Here is a 16,017-nt window from a genome sequence, read left to right on the forward strand (position 1 = left end):
CAGGTATATTTTTTGATTGAACATAAAGGAGTCATCCATGAAAAATGCTGTGAATCAGCCGCATTGGCTTTTCCAAGGTGCGGTGATTTTAACCATCGCAGGCTTGTTATCAAAGGTACTGAGTGCCGTATATCGTGTCCCTTTTCAAAATATCGTAGGAGACACAGGTTTTTATATTTATCAGCAGGTCTATCCCTTTCTTGGCATTGCGATTATGCTCGGCACCACTGGTTTTCCTGTGATGGTGTCCAAGCTCCTGAGCGAGCATGGTGAGGAGAATCGCCGAATTATTACAAAGGTATCCTTGGTGTATATCACTTTGCTGAGCTTGGTCTTATTTCTTTGTTTATATATAGGAGCAGGCACAATTGCGAATCTCATGGCGGACAGTCAATTAATGCTTCTCATCCAGATGAGTTCGTTTGTGTTTTTATTTCTGCCACTTACCGTGATGCTGAGGGGTGTTTTTCAGAGTGATGGGCTGATGCTCCCCACTGCGGTCTCTCAATTGGCTGAGCAGCTCATCAGAGTAGGCGTCCTGCTTGTTTTATCTTTCTATTTTGTGAGACATGGCTATTCGCTTTATGAAACAGGAGCGGGTGCGGTGTTCTCTTCTATAGCTGGAAGTACTGCTTCACTCCTTTTGCTTTTTTTCCTTTGGCTGACCTATCGGAAGCGGTTGTCAGCGAGCAAGACATTAAAACAGGCTACACTGCGGAAAAAAGATGTGCTGAAGAGTTTGGTTCTGTATACATTGACGATTTGTGTGAGTGGATTGCTGATCCTATGGATGCAAATGATCGATGCTTTTCACTTGTATGCGCTACTGCGCAGTGAGGGACTGAGTGAAGCAGATGCAAAGGCGGCAAAAGGCGTGTATGACCGAGGTCAGCCGTTCTTGCAGCTCGGGACGGTGTTTGCAATTAGTATCGGGACGTCTCTTGTTCCGTTTTTGTCGTCGGCCTTAAGAAAAGGGCAGCATAAAGCAATTCGTGAAAAAGTACGTACATCGTTTAAGGCAACATCGGTGCTGGGGATTGGTTCAGCTGTCGGTCTTATATGTATTTTATCGTCTGTGAACATCATGCTTTTTCGTAATGACTTAGGGACAGATGCGCTGCAAATATTTTGCATATCCATTGCCTTTACATCAATGGCGATTACGCAAACCGCTTTGCTTCAGGGTCTGGGACATACCGTGTACCCGGCTGTTGTGGTCCTGATCAGTGTACTGGTGAAATGGGGGCTGACGCTGGCTCTTGTCCCGTTATTCGGCATTTATGGAGCTGCTTGGTCGACTGTTTGTGGGTTTCTCGCCGCCGCTGCGCTCAATGCGGTGTATTTGAAGCATAAAGGGTGGATTTCAATAAGAGAGCTATTCCCAGTGAAAATTCTTTTATCAGCAGCATTCATGGCCGTTGTTTTAATTGGATATCAGGCATTGTTTTCTTGGGTCATTCCCTTTGAGAAACGTCCGTTTTCTGTTTTAGAGAGCCTGACTTCAGTTTTTATTGGTGGTTTCGCCTTTTTATATAGTATTCTTAAGCTAGACGTATTTACGGAAGAGGAATGGAGACTCATTCCATTAGGAGAAAAGATTTTATATTTTAAACAGATGAGAGGGAATCGAAATGGCAGGTAAGATTACAGTCGTTGGTCTTGGGGCAGGCGACATGGATCAGCTGACGCTCGGTGTATATAAGCAGCTGAAGCAGGCGAAAGAAGTATACATGAGAACGCAGGATCATCCACTCACCGCAGAATTGATGCAGGAGGTCCCGTCTCTGACCTTTTTTGATGAGATATATGAAAAACATGATCAGTTTGATGCAGTGTATGAGGAAATCACAGACATTCTCTTCCGAGAGGCTGATGAGAAAGATATTGTTTATGCAGTACCAGGTCACCCGTTTGTAGCGGAAAAGACAGTGCAGCTTCTTGTTTCACAACAGAAGGAGCGCGGGGTTGAGGTGTACGTGGCTGGTGGACAAAGCTTTTTGGATGCGACGTTTAATTCCTTACAGATTGACCCAATTGAAGGGCTGCAATTCGTTGACGCAGGGGATATGAGAGCGGATGATCTAAAGTTGACCCAGCATGTGCTGATCTGTCAAGTATATGATCAGATGACAGCCTCGAATGTGAAGCTGACCCTCATGGAAAAGCTACCTGACGATTATGAAGTCTTTATCGTAACGGCAGCTGGAAGCAGTCAGGAACAGATTACAGGTGTTCCTTTATTTGAACTTGATCGAGATGTGTCGATAAATAACTTAACGAGTGTTTATGTGCCTCCAATCCAAGATGAAAAGCTACTCTATCAACAATTTGACACTTTCCGTGAAGTCATTCGTACATTAAGAGGTCCTGGCGGCTGTCCTTGGGATCAAAAACAAACGAATGAGTCGCTCAAACCATATTTAATTGAAGAATGTTATGAGCTGCTGGAAGCCATAGATGAAGACGATCCAGATCATATGGTTGAAGAACTCGGAGATGTCCTGCTTCAAGTTTTACTCCATGCCCAAATTGGTGAAGATGATGGTTATTTCTCAATGGATGACGTCATCCAGCATGTCACAGAAAAAATGATTCGACGACATCCGCATGTGTTTGGTGATACCGATGTGTCTGAAGCATCAGATGTCGTCGCCAACTGGGAAAAAATCAAGCAGCAGGAAAAACCGGAGCGTGCAGCATCTATTTTGCAATCCATTCCAACGACTCTTCCAGCTTTAACAAAAGCCTATAAGCTCCAAAAGAAAGCAGCAAAAGTGGGCTTCGATTGGACAGACGTGGAGGATATTTGGAACAAATACGAAGAGGAAAAGCAGGAATTCCTTGTGGAAGTGGCAGAGAAAACGGATGAAGGTGCAACAAAGCAGATGAAGGATGAATTTGGGGATCTTTTATTTGTTCTCGTCAACATCGGCAGATTTTATCATCTAGAGCCTGAAACCGCCCTCTCTTCTGCAAACACAAAATTCATGCGGCGCTTTCAGCATATTGAACAAAAAGCAAAGGACATAGGGCGTTCACTAGAGGACTTGACCCTAGAAGAAATGGACGAATTGTGGAACGATGCCAAACGCATAGAAAGAGGTGAACTTACATGAGACTAGATAAATTCTTAAAAGTGTCTCGTTTAATCAAAAGAAGAACATTGGCAAAAGAAGTAGCCGATCAAGGGAGAATTTCCATTAATGGCACGCAGGCGAAAGCCAGCTCTGACGTGAAAGAAGGGGACGAGCTTCAAATCCGCTTTGGCCAAAAGCTTGTGACTGTTCAAGTCAACGAGTTAAAAGACACAACGAAAAAAGAAGAAGCTGCTGGCATGTATACCGTGCTAAAAGAAGAAAAAACAGCAGAATAGGGCTTGTTCTAAATGTCCCGCCTGTCACATACAATGCAGTAACAATGCAAGTATGAGATATGGGGGATGTATAAATGAATCAATATTATAATCAACCTCAAGGCACGAAGTTGTCATCAGAAGCCGAGCATCATGTCACAATGCGCAACAGAAAGCATTTAGATATTACTGGGGTCAAACAAGTCGAGAGCTTTGATAATGAAGAATTTCTGCTTGAGACTGTCATGGGAGTCCTTGCCATTCGCGGAGAAAATTTGCAAATGAAAAACTTAGATGTAGAAAAGGGCGTTGTGTCCATTAAAGGGCGTGTCTTTGACTTAATCTATGTAGATGAGCAGCACGGGGAGAAAGCTAAAGGATTTTTTAGCAAGCTGTTTAAATGACACTGACGGTCCAGTTTTATACGATGCTTTCGATGGCGGCGATGGGCATCTGGCTGGGCGCATCGCTGGATACGTACAAGCTGTTTGTGAACCGGGAAAAAACAGCAAAATGGCTGCTGGTCATTCACGACCTCCTTTTTTGGGTGGTGCAGGGTCTGTTGTTCTTTTATGTCCTGCTGCTAACCAATGAGGGAGAATTCAGACTTTATATTTTTCTAGCTGTTGCTTTAGGTTTCTCGATGTACCAGGCATTGATGAAACAGCTGTATATGAACATCCTCAAGTTTGTGATGAGGTGTATTTATCAGACTGTTCTCTTCCTGAAAAGGCTGATCATGTCGATGGTTTTCCAGCCCATTCGCTGGATCGTCGGTTTGATCATAAGTGTTCTTCTGTTCTTGTTCCACTCGCTCTTACGCCTTGTTCGTTTTGCGTTTCGACTCGTGTGGAAGGTGCTGTATATTGTTTGTTATCCGCTTATTTGGTTACTCAATGTGACCATTATTCATCGAATTCCCGAAAAATGGCGAACATCAATGAGGTTGTTTTTCTCAAAAGGAGCAGGAATTTTACAAGGGATCAAGAAATTATCTCGTACCATGAAAACGAAATGGAAACAATTCTGGACAAAGTAAGAGAGGAGGCCTTCATCCTTGAACGAGAGAAAAAGAAATATCGCACAAATTCAAAATGATTATCAAAAACAAATGGAACAGCAAGCGCAGCGCCTAAAACGCAAACGCCGGGGACTCCTTAGAAGGCTTACCGTGTTTGGAGTCATTGTGCTCATGTTTGCTGTTTTGGTAACAAGTGCCCTCTGGTCGCAATCGTCTGCATTGAAAGAAAAAGAAGAGAAGAAGGTTGCGCTTGAAAAAGAATTGAAGCAATTACAAACAAAGCAGGAAGATATTTCTGATGAAATCAAAAAGCTGAAAAGCAAAGAATACGTACTCGAACTGGCACGACGGGACTATTATATGTCTAAAAAAGGCGAAAAAATCTTTGATGTGGGCAATAAGAGCGATTAGCCTTGTTGACACTTAAAATTCAGTTTATGTATAATTGAACAAATGAGATTTTTTTATAAGTCTAAGGAGGAGCACTTTTTTTATGTCGATTGAAGTTGGCAGCAAGTTACAAGGGAAAGTTACGGGCATTACAAATTTTGGAGCTTTTGTGGAGTTGCCAGGCGGTTCAACTGGTCTCGTTCATATCAGTGAGGTAGCCGATAACTATGTAAAAGATATTAATGAGCATTTAAAAGTCGGTGAACAAGTTGAAGTGAAAGTGATTAACGTTGAAAAAGACGGTAAAATCGGCTTGTCCATTAAAAAAGCAAAAGATCGTCCTCAACAACAACAATCAAGACCGAGCAGAAATGATTTCCGTCCGAAGGAATCGTTTGAGCAAAAAATGAACAAATTCTTAAAAGATAGCGAAGATCGCTTAACATCTTTAAAACGTAACACGGAATCAAAACGTGGGGGGCGCGGAGCAAGAAGAGGTTAACTTGTTGCTGCTTTCTATATATTTTTCACAACAAAGCATCTGCTGTTTAGCGGGTGCTTTTTTTAATACAAATTCAACGTTTTTTGTGCATTTGCCATTTAATTTAAAACTTTCTATTGACGGACAAGCGAATCCTTTGTATTATAGTTCTTGTGCTTCTTAGCGCATTTTACATTATGGCGGTGTAGCTCAGCTGGCTAGAGCGTACGGTTCATACCCGTGAGGTCGGGGGTTCGATCCCCTCCGCCGCTATCCTTTTAAAAAGAACAATAAGCAAGGCCCGTTGGTCAAGCGGTTAAGACACCGCCCTTTCACGGCGGTAACACGGGTTCGAATCCCGTACGGGTCATCTTCAAAACAGCTTTCTATAGGAAAGCTGTTTTTTGTGCTTTCGTAAAATTCTGATGAAAGACATCGACTTTCAAGAAAGTATGCCTTTTTGGCAAATAAAGCGTCGAACGTTTTATGGAAACGACAACTTCTTTTGACAAAATTTCTTTTTCACCTTCGCTATAATGACAAGCAACGAATATCAGGTGGGGGATGAAAAGATGGAAAAACTAGAAAGAAGAACTGATTTAACGGGAGCCGGGTTTGAAAGAATCAGTGCAGGGTTAAAAAAGATGAAAAACCTGTTTCTTCATCATACGCATTCTCTTTTTTTCTATAAAGGGTTTATTTATGTTGTTCTGGGCTTTTTATTGGGACGAGCCTTTATCTTATCTGAAATTATGCCGTTTGCATTGCCTTTCTTTGGGTCCATGCTGCTCATTAAAAGGGATAAAGCGATGCTTGCTTGTCTTGCTTTACTCGCTGGAGCGATGACGATATCACCTCAAAATGCATTATTCGTATTTGCGTCATTGATCGTGTTCCTCCTCATGTCAAAGGTCGTTTCATTTATCATCAAAGACCCGGTGAAAACATTACCGGTTGTGATTGTGCTCTCAATGCTGATGACCAGGGGAGCTTTTGTATACCTCGAGCAGGGTGCGGTTCAAAGCTATGACTATGTGATGGCAGGGGTTGAAGCTGGACTTGCCTTCATTTTGACACTGATTTTTCTTCAAAGTTTGCCGATTTTTACAGTCAGGAAAATCAAACACTCCTTAAAGGTTGAAGAAATTATTTGCTTTATGATATTAATCGCTTCAGTTTTAACAGGTCTGGCTGGGATCACATTTCAAGGAATGCAGGCAGAGCATATTTTGTCACGATATGTAGTGCTGAGCTTTGCCTTTATTGGAGGAGCGAGTATTGGTTGTACAGTGGGTGTTGTAACTGGATTAATTCTTGGTCTCGCCAACATCGGCAACCTTTATCAGATGAGTCTGCTTGCCTTTTCGGGCTTATTAGGCGGATTACTAAAAGAGGGGAAAAAAGCAGGAGCCGCCATAGGCTTGATTGTGGGTTCTTTACTAATCTCCCTCTACGGTGAAGGGTCAGCAGGGCTAATGACAACGCTATATGAATCACTCATCGCAGTTGCACTGTTTTTGCTCACGCCACAGTCAGTAACGTCCAAGGTGGCAAAATATATTCCTGGTACGGTAGAGCATGTACAGGAACAGCAGCAATATGCCAGAAAAGTACGAGACGTGACAGCAAAAAAGGTAGATCAATTCTCTAATGTATTTCATGCGCTGTCTGAGAGTTTTGCGACATTTTACGAATCCATTCCTGAGGAGAAGAAGCAGGAAGAGGATGTAGATCTTTTTTTAAGTACGATCACAGAACGTTCCTGTCAAACGTGCTATAAGAAAAATAAATGCTGGGTGCAGAACTTTGATACAACCTATGAACTCATGAAACAAGTTATGCATGAATCTGATGAAAAAACGTACGAGCATAACCGGAAGTTGAAAAAGAAATTCAGTCAGCACTGCTCAAAATCAAAGCATGTAGAAGAATTGATTGAAGAGGAGATAGCTTACTATAAAGCAAACCAGACCTTAAAGAAAAAGGTCCAAGACAGCAGGCGCCTTGTGGCTGAACAACTCATGGGTGTCTCACAAGTCATGGAGGATTTTTCCCGGGAAATAAAACGAGAAAGAGAGCAGCATTTTATTCAGGAAGAGCAGATGATAGAAGCACTTCAGAACTTTGGAATTGAAATTCAGCAAGTTGAAATTTATAGCTTAGAGCAGGGCAATGTTGATATAGAGATGAGAATTCCTTATTGCCAAGGTCATGGGGAATGTGAAAAAATCATCGCTCCAATGCTCTCTGATATTTTAGAAGAGCAGGTTTTAGTCAAAGCAGAGCAGTGTGCGGAGCATCCAACAGGTTATTGTCATGTTGTATTCGGTTCTGCAAAATCGTATCGAGTGTCTACAGGTGTAGCACATGCAGCGAAAGGCGGAGGATTAGTATCTGGAGACAGCTACAGCATGATGGAGCTGGGTGCAGGTAAATATGCCGCAGCTATTAGTGATGGGATGGGAAATGGAGCAAGAGCCCATTTTGAAAGCAATGAAACGATCAAGCTGTTAGAAAAAATCTTGGCGTCTGGTATTGATGAAAAAGTAGCGATTAAAACGATTAATAGCATTTTATCTTTACGGACAACAGATGAAGTCTATTCCACATTAGACTTATCCATCATTGATTTACAGGATGCGAGCTGTAAGTTCCTCAAGATTGGCTCCACCCCAAGTTTTATTAAACGTGGTGATCAAGTGATGAAGGTACAGGCCAGCAACTTGCCTATTGGCATTATTGATGAATTTGAAGTAGAAGTGGTGAGTGAACAGATGAAGGCAGGAGACCTCCTTATCATGATGAGCGACGGTATCTTTGAAGGACCAAAGCATATCGAAAATCATGATTTGTGGGTCAAACGAAAAATGAAGAGCTTTAAAACAGAAGATCCGCAAGAGATTGCTGATTTATTAATGGAGGAGGTCATTCGCACAAGAGCAGGTCAAATCGATGACGATATGACGGTTGTCGTCATTAGGCTCGACCACAATACACCAAAATGGGCATCCATTCCGACAGGTACATTCTATCTTCAAAAACAAGAGATTTCTTGAAATATCGTATAATATGAATTTCTTCTGGCGATGATGGGGATATAAGCATTCAGTTACAATCCCAGGAGGAATGAAGATGCGAAAAGGTCACGTAAACCAAATCTTACTGATTACAGATGGCTGCTCAAATCATGGGGAAGACCCACTTGCGATTGCCGCATTGGCAAAGGAGCAAGGGATCACAGTCAATGTCATTGGCATTATGGAAGAGAACAGACACGATCATGAAGCGATGAAAGAAGTAGAGGGGATTGCTCTAGCAGGCGGAGGCATTCATCAGGTTGTCTACGTTCAGCAATTGTCTCAAACCGTACAAATGGTTACAAAAAAGGCGATGACGCAAACGTTACAAGGTGTTGTGAATAAAGAATTGCAGCAAATTCTTGGCAAAGATACTGAAATTGAAGAACTCCCCCCAGATAAGCGTGGAGAAGTGATGGAAGTTGTGGACGAGCTCGGTGAGACGGTTCATCTTCAAGTGCTTGTGCTTGTGGATACGAGTGCAAGTATGAAACCGAAGCTGCCAACGGTCAAAGAAGCACTCATCGATCTCTCTATTAGTCTAAATTCGAGAATTGGTGAAAATCAGTTTGGGATGTGTGTATTTCCCGGGAAAAACTCAGATGCAGAAATTGTGTTGAACTGGACGCCTCGGTTCGATTCGTTATCATCAATTTTCCCGAAGCTGACAACAGGAGGAATTACACCGACAGGACCAGCAATTCGAGAAGCACTCCAGCATTTCAAATCAGTTCGTTCACGAAAAGGGCTGCTTGAAGCGAAGGAAAAACATGATGAATTCGGCTTCTAACATCCCATTAGGTACGATGATAAAGGGAAAGTGGCATCACCAACATTACCGCATTGTAAAAGAGCTGGGAAAAGGGGCGAACGGTGTGGTTTATCTGGCCGAATCGCCAAAGGGACAAGTGGCCCTTAAAGTGAGTGATGACAGTATGCTCATTGCATCTGAAGTCAATGTATTAAAATCCTTTTCAAAGGCTCCTGTGAAAACCATGGGGCCTTCTTTTTATGATATGGATGATGCTCTTTATCCTGGAATGTCAGAGAAACGGTCGTTTTATGTCATGGAGTATGTCAGAGGGCCATTGCTACTTGAATTTGTGAAACAAAAAGGCGATGAATGGATCGTCGTTCTCATGATTCAACTGTTGTCTAACCTTGCTCACTTACATAAGGAAGGCTGGATCTTCGGTGACTTGAAGCCTGATAATCTCATCGTTTCAGGCCCCCCAGCTACGATTCGATGTATTGATGTTGGAGGAACAACGAAGGCAGGAAGGGCGATTAAGGAATACACCGAGTTTTTTGACCGAGGCTACTGGGGCTTCGGTACAAGAAAAGCAGATTCTTCTTATGATCTATTTGCCTTAAGTATGGTCATGGTGAACTGTGCCTATAAAAAAGAATTTAAAAAAGGGGCAGAACCAGAAAAACAGCTTTATCGAGCGATTGAAGGACATCCTTTATTAAAGCGATATGAGAGGGTGTTAAAAGCGGCTCTCCAAGGCAAATATCAATCAGCGGCAGACATGAAAAGCGCGATGCTGAAAGAAGGACAATTGCTTGCTTCAAGAAAATCACGACAAAAGAAGCCATCACAGCAAAATAGGCAAAAGCCAGCTGTTCCCCAACATCAACAGGTCGCACCTTCACGATCAAGAGTTGCTGCTGCGAAAAGAACATCGGTACGCAAAAAATCAGGCGGTCTTTTTGAAACCATTCTCATCTTATGCAGTGTGCTCGCTCTTTACTGTGCCTATGTGGTTTTATTCCTATTATAGAGCTGTAAAAAAGCAGGCTTCTTCTTTGCTTGGAGCTAATGAAAGTGATAGGATATGTATATCTTTAAATTACCTGCTCTTTGTGAGGAGGAAGTTGTGAATAGAATTGAATCTTTTTTGAAAAAACATGATGTTTTCCTTGAAAATACGACAGTCATTGTCGGGGTATCTGGCGGACCAGATTCTATGCTCTTGCTGCATGAACTAAACAAACGTCGAAAAGGTTCCTTTCAGCTGATTGCAGCCCATGTAGATCACATGTTCAGAGGAGAAGAATCCTTTGCTGATTTGGCATTTGTTGAAGCGTACTGTAAAGAGCATGAGATCCTTTTTGAATCGGCTCGTATACAGGTCACCCAATATGCAAAAGAAAACCGCTTAAACAAACAGGCAGCTGCAAGAGAGTGCAGATATGCTTTCTTTCGTCAATTGATGGAACAGTACAACGCTCAATTTATAGCGCTTGCACATCATGGAGACGATCAAGTAGAAACAATGGTGATGAGGCTGACAAGGGGGACTGTTGGAATAGGACTTGCAGGTATGCAAGCAAAGCGCCCTTTTCATGAAGGGTGGCTGATTCGTCCGCTGATTGGATATTCTAAGGATGATGTACTCACTGCTTGCGAAAAAGAACAAGTTCCTTATGTCATTGATCAAAGCAATCACACCGATGACTACTTGAGAAACCGGATCAGAAGACACGTTCTTCCCGTGTTAAAAGAAGAGGCACCTCATGTGCATGAAAGCTTTCAGTTTGTAAGTGACATGCTGACTGAGGATGAGCAGTACTTGCAGGCATTAACAAAGGATCAAATGCATCAAGTCATTACGAATCAAACGCCTAAGCAAATTGAGATCAAAACGAAGCCTTTGCTTGACCTGCCTTTGCCTTTACAAAGAAGAGGCATTCAACTAATATTAAACTATCTTTATGAAAACACTCAATCAGCGTTTTCAAACCAGCATATTCTAGGGACTTTGGACTGGTTATCTCATACTGATCAACCGTCTGGATCATTAGATTTGCCAAAAGGTTTACAAGCTGTCAAATCTTATGATCACTGTATGTTTACCTTTGAACGATCGCTTGTCATAGATCAGTCATATACTCATCATTTACAAGGTGAGCTTGGCGAGGAACTTTTTCTCCCGAATGGACAGTCTATCTTGGTATCAAATCATGTTCCGAAGGATGCACGGAACGGAAACTATTTTTTCTTGCTTCAAAAAGATCATGTTCGTCTTCCTTTGATCATTCGCTCACGAAAAAACGGTGATCGAATCAAACTTAAAGGGATGAATGGATCAAAAAAGGTGAAAGATATATTTATTGATAAAAAAGTGCCTCTTGCAGAAAGAGACAGCTGGCCGATCGTCACTGACTCGGATCATCAAATCATCTGGATCCCAGGTCTGAAAAAATCCGTTTTTGAAGAAATTGATATGACAAACAGCGATCTCATTGTATTACAATATAGACAGCACGAAAATTTGTAGGGGGCAAGCAAAAGCATGAAACAAGATATTGAAAAGATTTTGATCTCAGAAGAAGAGATCCAGCTAAAAGTGAAGGAACTGGGTGCAACATTAACCAGCGATTATGATGGTAAATTTCCCCTGGCTATTGGTGTTTTGAAAGGGGCTCTTCCATTCATGGCAGACCTGATCAAACACATTGATACATATTTAGAGCTTGATTTTATGGATGTATCTAGCTACGGAAAGTCTACCGTATCTTCTGGAGAAGTGAAGATCATCAAAGATCTAGATACTTCTGTTGAAGGAAGAGATATTCTAATTATGGAAGATATCATCGACAGTGGGTTAACTTTGAGTTATCTGGTAGAGCTTTTCCGATACCGTAAAGCAAACTCCATTAAAATTGTGACATTGCTTGATAAACCAAGCGGCCGCAAAGCAGACATCAAAGCAGATTATGTTGGGTTTGAAGTACCAGATGCATTTGTTGTTGGCTATGGATTGGATTTTGCCGAACGTTACCGAAACCTCCCGTATATTGGAGTGTTAAAACCATCTGTTTACGAAGGCTAATGAGCACACGTTTACATGAGGTTATTGGTTGTGTTGGAATGATTTTCTATGATACTATTGAACATAGTTGTGCTTACTGTGGGAGGAGGTAAGGAATGAATCGGGTTTTTCGTAATACGATTTTTTATATACTTATTTTATTACTTGTGATAGGGGTTGTCAGTTGGTTAGGATCCCCTAATCAAAAGCCTGAGAACATGTCTTACAGCAAATTTTCGCAAAATTTAAGTGCGGGAAAAGTGGAGAGTATCTCCATCCAGCCTGTAAGAGGGGTTTATGAAATTCGTGGTCAATTAGATGGCGCGAAGAAAGATGAATACTTCATTACCCACGTTCCAGACGGTCAAGGAGTTGACCAAATTTACAGTGCACTGAAGAATACAGATGTAAAAGTAGAACCAGCACCTGAAACAAATGGATGGCTGCAAGTTCTGACAACCATCATTCCATTCATCATCATCTTTATCCTGTTCTTCTTCTTATTGAATCAAGCTCAAGGCGGTGGAAGCCGTGTCATGAACTTTGGTAAGAGTAAGGCGAAGCTTTACACAGAAGAGAAGAAACGTGTGAAATTTAAAGATGTTGCCGGTGCGGATGAAGAAAAACAAGAGCTCGTAGAAGTGGTTGAATTCTTAAAAGATCCACGTAAATTTGCGGAGCTTGGCGCAAGAATCCCTAAAGGGGTTTTACTAGTAGGACCTCCAGGTACAGGTAAAACATTGCTTGCGAGAGCATCTGCAGGAGAAGCAGGCGTTCCTTTCTTCAGCATCAGTGGTTCTGACTTCGTCGAGATGTTCGTCGGTGTCGGTGCATCACGTGTACGTGATTTGTTTGAAAATGCGAAAAAGAATGCACCTTGCTTAATCTTTATTGATGAGATTGATGCAGTGGGTCGTCAGCGTGGAGCAGGTCTTGGCGGTGGTCATGATGAGCGTGAACAAACGCTTAACCAGCTTCTTGTTGAAATGGATGGTTTTAGTGCCAACGAAGGGATTATTATCATTGCTGCAACGAACCGGGCAGATATCCTAGATCCTGCATTGCTGCGTCCGGGACGTTTTGACCGTCAAATTACGGTTGACCGCCCAGATGTCATTGGCCGTGAAGAAGTACTGAAGGTTCATGCGAAAAACAAACCGCTTGATGATACAGTCAACTTGAAAGCCATCGCAAGCAGAACACCAGGGTTCTCTGGGGCAGATCTTGAGAACTTACTAAACGAAGCAGCACTTGTTGCTGCCCGTCAAAACAAAAAGAAAATTGATATGCGTGATATCGACGAAGCAACTGACCGTGTCATTGCTGGACCGGCTAAGAAAAGCCGTGTCATTTCGAAGAAAGAACGCAATATCGTGGCGTACCATGAAGCAGGTCATACCGTCATTGGACTTGTCCTTGACGAAGCTGACATGGTGCATAAAGTAACGATCGTTCCTCGTGGTCAGGCAGGCGGTTATGCGGTCATGCTTCCAAGAGAAGACCGTTATTTCCAAACGAAGCCAGAGCTTCTTGATAAAATCGTCGGCTTGCTCGGCGGTCGTGTTGCAGAGGAAATTACGTTTGGTGAAGTAAGTACAGGCGCTCACAACGACTTCCAGCGTGCAACAGGCATTGCAAGAAGAATGGTCACAGAGTTCGGTATGTCTGATAAACTTGGTCCACTTCAATTCGGTCAATCACAAGGAGGTCAAGTATTCCTTGGCCGTGATTTCAACAATGAGCCGAATTATAGTGAAGCGATCGCTTACGAAATTGACCAAGAAGTTCAGCGCTTCATCAAAGAAAGCTACGAACGTGCGAAACAAATTCTCACTGAGAATAAAGATAAGCTAGAAATCATCGCACAAGCTCTTCTAGAAGTGGAAACATTAGATGCTGAACAAATCAAATCTCTTTACGAAACTGGAAAGCTTCCAGAGCGTGTATACGCAGATGACGAAGAGAAAAACGATGATGTGAAAGTGAACATCAAGAAAAAAGAAGAAGACGAGGAGATTTAATCTCCTTCTATAAAAAGCTGTCGGGCTCACCGGCAGCTTTTTTTATTTCGAATCATGAATGGATCGGTTTCGAATTGTTTACAAATGGAACTCAATTCGTGTATGGTATGATAGAAAGTCGAAAAATGCTCTTTTTGAGACACTATTCAAAGTGGTGATGAAGTTGTTACTCGTGATAGATGTAGGAAACACAAATACCGTTTTAGGTGTTTATCATAATGGCGATTTGAACTACCATTGGCGGATTGAAACAAGCCGTCATAAAACAGAAGATGAATTTGGTATGGCAATCCGATCCTTATTTGACTATGTAGGGCTGATGTTTGACCAGATAGAAGGGATTATCATTTCTTCTGTTGTCCCGCCAATGATGTTTGCTCTGGAAAGAATGTGCGAAAAGTATTTTCACATTACTCCTCAAATCGTTGGGCCTGGCATGAAGACTGGATTAAACATTATGTGTGATAATCCAAAGGAAGTCGGTGCTGATCGAATTGTAAACGCAGTGGCGGCCATTCACCTGTATGGGGCCCCTCTCATTGTGGTAGACTTTGGAACAGCCACAACCTACTGCTATATCAATGAACAAAAACAATACATGGGTGGCGCAATTGCACCGGGTATTACCATCTCAACAGAGGCTTTATATACAAGAGCGGCTAAGCTGCCAAGGATTGAAATTGTTCGTCCGGATCATATCGTAGGGAAAAACACGATTAGTGCGATGCAATCAGGTATCCTGTATGGATATGTTGGTCAAGTCGAGGGAATAGTGAAACGGATGAAGCAGCAAGCCAAACAAACACCGAAAGTCATTGCAACAGGCGGTTTGTCTACATTGATTGGAAATGAATCAGACTGTATTGATATTGTCGATCCGTTCCTCACATTAAAAGGACTCCAATTAATTTATGAACGCAATCGTGTCGGTGTATTATAGGAGGGTTTAATCAAAATGGATTATTTAGTTAAAGCGTTAGCATATGACGGGAAAGTCCGTGCGTATGCTGCGAACACAACAGATACAATCAACGAAGCGCAGAGAAGACACCATACGTGGCCAACTGCTTCAGCTGCAATCGGCAGAACAATGACAGCGACTGTCATGATGGGAGCCATGCTGAAAGGCGAGAATAAATTAACTGTCAAAATTGAAGGCGGTGGGCCGATCGGAGCCATCATTGCAGATGGAAACGCAAAAGGTCAGGTGCGCGGATATGTCTCAAACCCACAAGTTCACTTTGATTTAAATGAACATGGGAAGCTGGACGTTAGACGTGCTGTTGGAACATCGGGAACGTTAAGTGTTGTCAAAGATATCGGACTGAAAGACCACTTTACAGGGCAAACGGAAATTGTCTCAGGTGAAATTGGAGATGACTTTACTTATTACCTGGTCTCCTCTGAACAAGTGCCATCCTCTGTAGGTGTGGGTGTTCTTGTCAATCCAGACAACTCGATCCTTGCAGCAGGCGGTTTCATCATTCAATTGCTGCCTGGAACTGAAGATGCAGTCATCGAAAGACTCGAAAAGAGATTATCAACCATTGAACCGATCTCTAAACTGATTGAAAAAGGGATGACTCCTGAAGAAATTTTAGAAGAAGTGCTCGGTGAAAAACCTCAAATCTTAGAAACTGTACCTGTCGAATTTTCTTGTAACTGCTCAAAAGAACGGTTTGCCAACGGTATTATCAGCCTAGGGAAAGCCGAAATTGAGGATATGATTGAACAAGACGGACAAGCAGAAGCTCAATGCCATTTTTGTAACGAAACGTATGTATTTACAAAAGAAGAGCTAGAAGAGCTACGTGAAGAAATAACCCGCTAAGCTCTAAGCAGCGGGTTTTCTTTTTA

14 protein-coding genes, 2 tRNA genes and 1 pseudogene are annotated in these 16,017 nt (G+C 42.3%); all 17 read left to right on the top strand.

Going from position 1 to position 16,017, the window contains the following annotated elements:
• Positions 1-37 precede the first annotated feature (37 nt).
• A complete protein-coding gene (locus LCD32_RS18980) occupies positions 38-1,642 on the top strand; it encodes a polysaccharide biosynthesis protein (protein ID WP_060780670.1) in 1,605 nt (534 codons plus the stop codon).
• Positions 1,632-3,116 (top strand): nucleoside triphosphate pyrophosphohydrolase, encoded by a 1,485-nt coding sequence (mazG, locus tag LCD32_RS18985; protein WP_060780671.1) that lies wholly within the window; start codon positions 1,632-1,634, stop codon positions 3,114-3,116. Before LCD32_RS18980 ends, mazG begins: the two co-directional genes overlap by 11 nt.
• Positions 3,113-3,373 (top strand): RNA-binding S4 domain-containing protein, encoded by a 261-nt coding sequence (locus tag LCD32_RS18990; RefSeq protein WP_008341839.1) that lies wholly within the window; start codon positions 3,113-3,115, stop codon positions 3,371-3,373. The genes mazG and LCD32_RS18990 overlap by 4 nt, the downstream gene beginning before the upstream one ends.
• Before the next feature lie 74 nt (positions 3,374-3,447).
• Positions 3,448-3,756, top strand: a complete 309-nt coding sequence (gene yabP, locus LCD32_RS18995) for a sporulation protein YabP (RefSeq protein WP_007496190.1) — start codon at positions 3,448-3,450, stop codon at positions 3,754-3,756.
• Positions 3,753-4,391, top strand: coding sequence for a spore cortex biosynthesis protein YabQ (gene yabQ, locus LCD32_RS19000; RefSeq protein ID WP_060780672.1), 639 nt, complete (start codon positions 3,753-3,755; stop codon positions 4,389-4,391). Before yabP ends, yabQ begins: the two co-directional genes overlap by 4 nt.
• An 18-nt stretch (positions 4,392-4,409) precedes the next feature.
• Positions 4,410-4,784: an FtsB family cell division protein gene (locus tag LCD32_RS19005; protein WP_007496186.1), complete on the top strand. Its 375-nt coding sequence runs from the start codon at positions 4,410-4,412 to the stop codon at positions 4,782-4,784.
• A gap of 82 nt (positions 4,785-4,866) precedes the next feature.
• Complete coding sequence (locus tag LCD32_RS19010) at positions 4,867-5,265, top strand: S1 domain-containing RNA-binding protein (RefSeq protein ID WP_003217901.1); 399 nt, start codon at positions 4,867-4,869, stop codon at positions 5,263-5,265.
• A 178-nt stretch (positions 5,266-5,443) separates the two neighbouring features.
• Positions 5,444-5,517, top strand: a tRNA-Met gene (locus tag LCD32_RS19015).
• Positions 5,518-5,542: 25 nt separating this feature from the next.
• A tRNA-Glu gene (locus LCD32_RS19020) sits at positions 5,543-5,614 on the top strand.
• A 202-nt stretch (positions 5,615-5,816) separates the two neighbouring features.
• A complete protein-coding gene (gene spoIIE / locus LCD32_RS19025; protein ID WP_024719363.1) occupies positions 5,817-8,300 on the top strand; it encodes a stage II sporulation protein E in 2,484 nt (827 codons plus the stop codon).
• 76 nt (positions 8,301-8,376) lie between these two features.
• Positions 8,377-9,111 carry a vWA domain-containing protein gene (locus tag LCD32_RS19030; RefSeq protein WP_057078742.1) on the top strand — a complete coding sequence of 245 codons (735 nt, stop codon included), beginning with the start codon at positions 8,377-8,379 and terminating at the stop codon, positions 9,109-9,111.
• On the top strand, positions 9,095-10,105 hold the full coding sequence (locus LCD32_RS19035; RefSeq protein ID WP_081038929.1) for a protein kinase domain-containing protein: 1,011 nt from the start codon (positions 9,095-9,097) through the stop codon (positions 10,103-10,105). The genes LCD32_RS19030 and LCD32_RS19035 overlap by 17 nt, the downstream gene beginning before the upstream one ends.
• Before the next feature lie 96 nt (positions 10,106-10,201).
• Positions 10,202-11,624, top strand: a pseudogene (tilS, locus tag LCD32_RS19040) (tRNA lysidine(34) synthetase TilS).
• Positions 11,621-12,160 (top strand): hypoxanthine phosphoribosyltransferase, encoded by a 540-nt coding sequence (hpt, locus tag LCD32_RS19045; RefSeq protein ID WP_007496175.1) that lies wholly within the window; start codon positions 11,621-11,623, stop codon positions 12,158-12,160. Before tilS ends, hpt begins: the two are co-directional and overlap by 4 nt.
• Before the next feature lie 95 nt (positions 12,161-12,255).
• Positions 12,256-14,160 (top strand): ATP-dependent zinc metalloprotease FtsH, encoded by a 1,905-nt coding sequence (ftsH, locus tag LCD32_RS19050; protein WP_035704054.1) that lies wholly within the window; start codon positions 12,256-12,258, stop codon positions 14,158-14,160.
• 163 nt (positions 14,161-14,323) lie between these two features.
• Positions 14,324-15,100, top strand: coding sequence for a type III pantothenate kinase (locus LCD32_RS19055; protein WP_008341820.1), 777 nt, complete (start codon positions 14,324-14,326; stop codon positions 15,098-15,100).
• 15 nt (positions 15,101-15,115) lie between these two features.
• A complete protein-coding gene (gene hslO, locus LCD32_RS19060) occupies positions 15,116-15,991 on the top strand; it encodes an Hsp33 family molecular chaperone HslO (RefSeq protein ID WP_007496169.1) in 876 nt (291 codons plus the stop codon).
• The last annotated feature ends 26 nt before the right edge of the window (positions 15,992-16,017 follow it).

Source organism: Bacillus sp. RSS_NA_20, assembly GCF_020165915.1.
GTDB lineage: Bacteria > Bacillota > Bacilli > Bacillales > Bacillaceae > Bacillus > Bacillus altitudinis.

Excerpts from the sequence above, each read along its gene's own strand:
- LCD32_RS18980 (WP_060780670.1), top strand. The coding sequence starts at position 38 with ATGAAAAATGCTGTGAATCAGCCGCATTGGCTTTTCCAAGGTGCGGTG.
- mazG (WP_060780671.1), top strand. The coding sequence starts at position 1,632 with ATGGCAGGTAAGATTACAGTCGTTGGTCTTGGGGCAGGCGACATGGAT.
- LCD32_RS18990 (WP_008341839.1), top strand. The coding sequence starts at position 3,113 with ATGAGACTAGATAAATTCTTAAAAGTGTCTCGTTTAATCAAAAGAAGA.
- yabP (WP_007496190.1), top strand. The coding sequence starts at position 3,448 with ATGAATCAATATTATAATCAACCTCAAGGCACGAAGTTGTCATCAGAA.
- yabQ (WP_060780672.1), top strand. The coding sequence starts at position 3,753 with ATGACACTGACGGTCCAGTTTTATACGATGCTTTCGATGGCGGCGATG.
- LCD32_RS19010 (WP_003217901.1), top strand. The coding sequence starts at position 4,867 with ATGTCGATTGAAGTTGGCAGCAAGTTACAAGGGAAAGTTACGGGCATT.
- spoIIE (WP_024719363.1), top strand. The coding sequence starts at position 5,817 with ATGGAAAAACTAGAAAGAAGAACTGATTTAACGGGAGCCGGGTTTGAA.
- LCD32_RS19030 (WP_057078742.1), top strand. The coding sequence starts at position 8,377 with ATGCGAAAAGGTCACGTAAACCAAATCTTACTGATTACAGATGGCTGC.
- LCD32_RS19035 (WP_081038929.1), top strand. The coding sequence starts at position 9,095 with ATGAATTCGGCTTCTAACATCCCATTAGGTACGATGATAAAGGGAAAG.
- hpt (WP_007496175.1), top strand. The coding sequence starts at position 11,621 with ATGAAACAAGATATTGAAAAGATTTTGATCTCAGAAGAAGAGATCCAG.
- ftsH (WP_035704054.1), top strand. The coding sequence starts at position 12,256 with ATGAATCGGGTTTTTCGTAATACGATTTTTTATATACTTATTTTATTA.
- hslO (WP_007496169.1), top strand. The coding sequence starts at position 15,116 with ATGGATTATTTAGTTAAAGCGTTAGCATATGACGGGAAAGTCCGTGCG.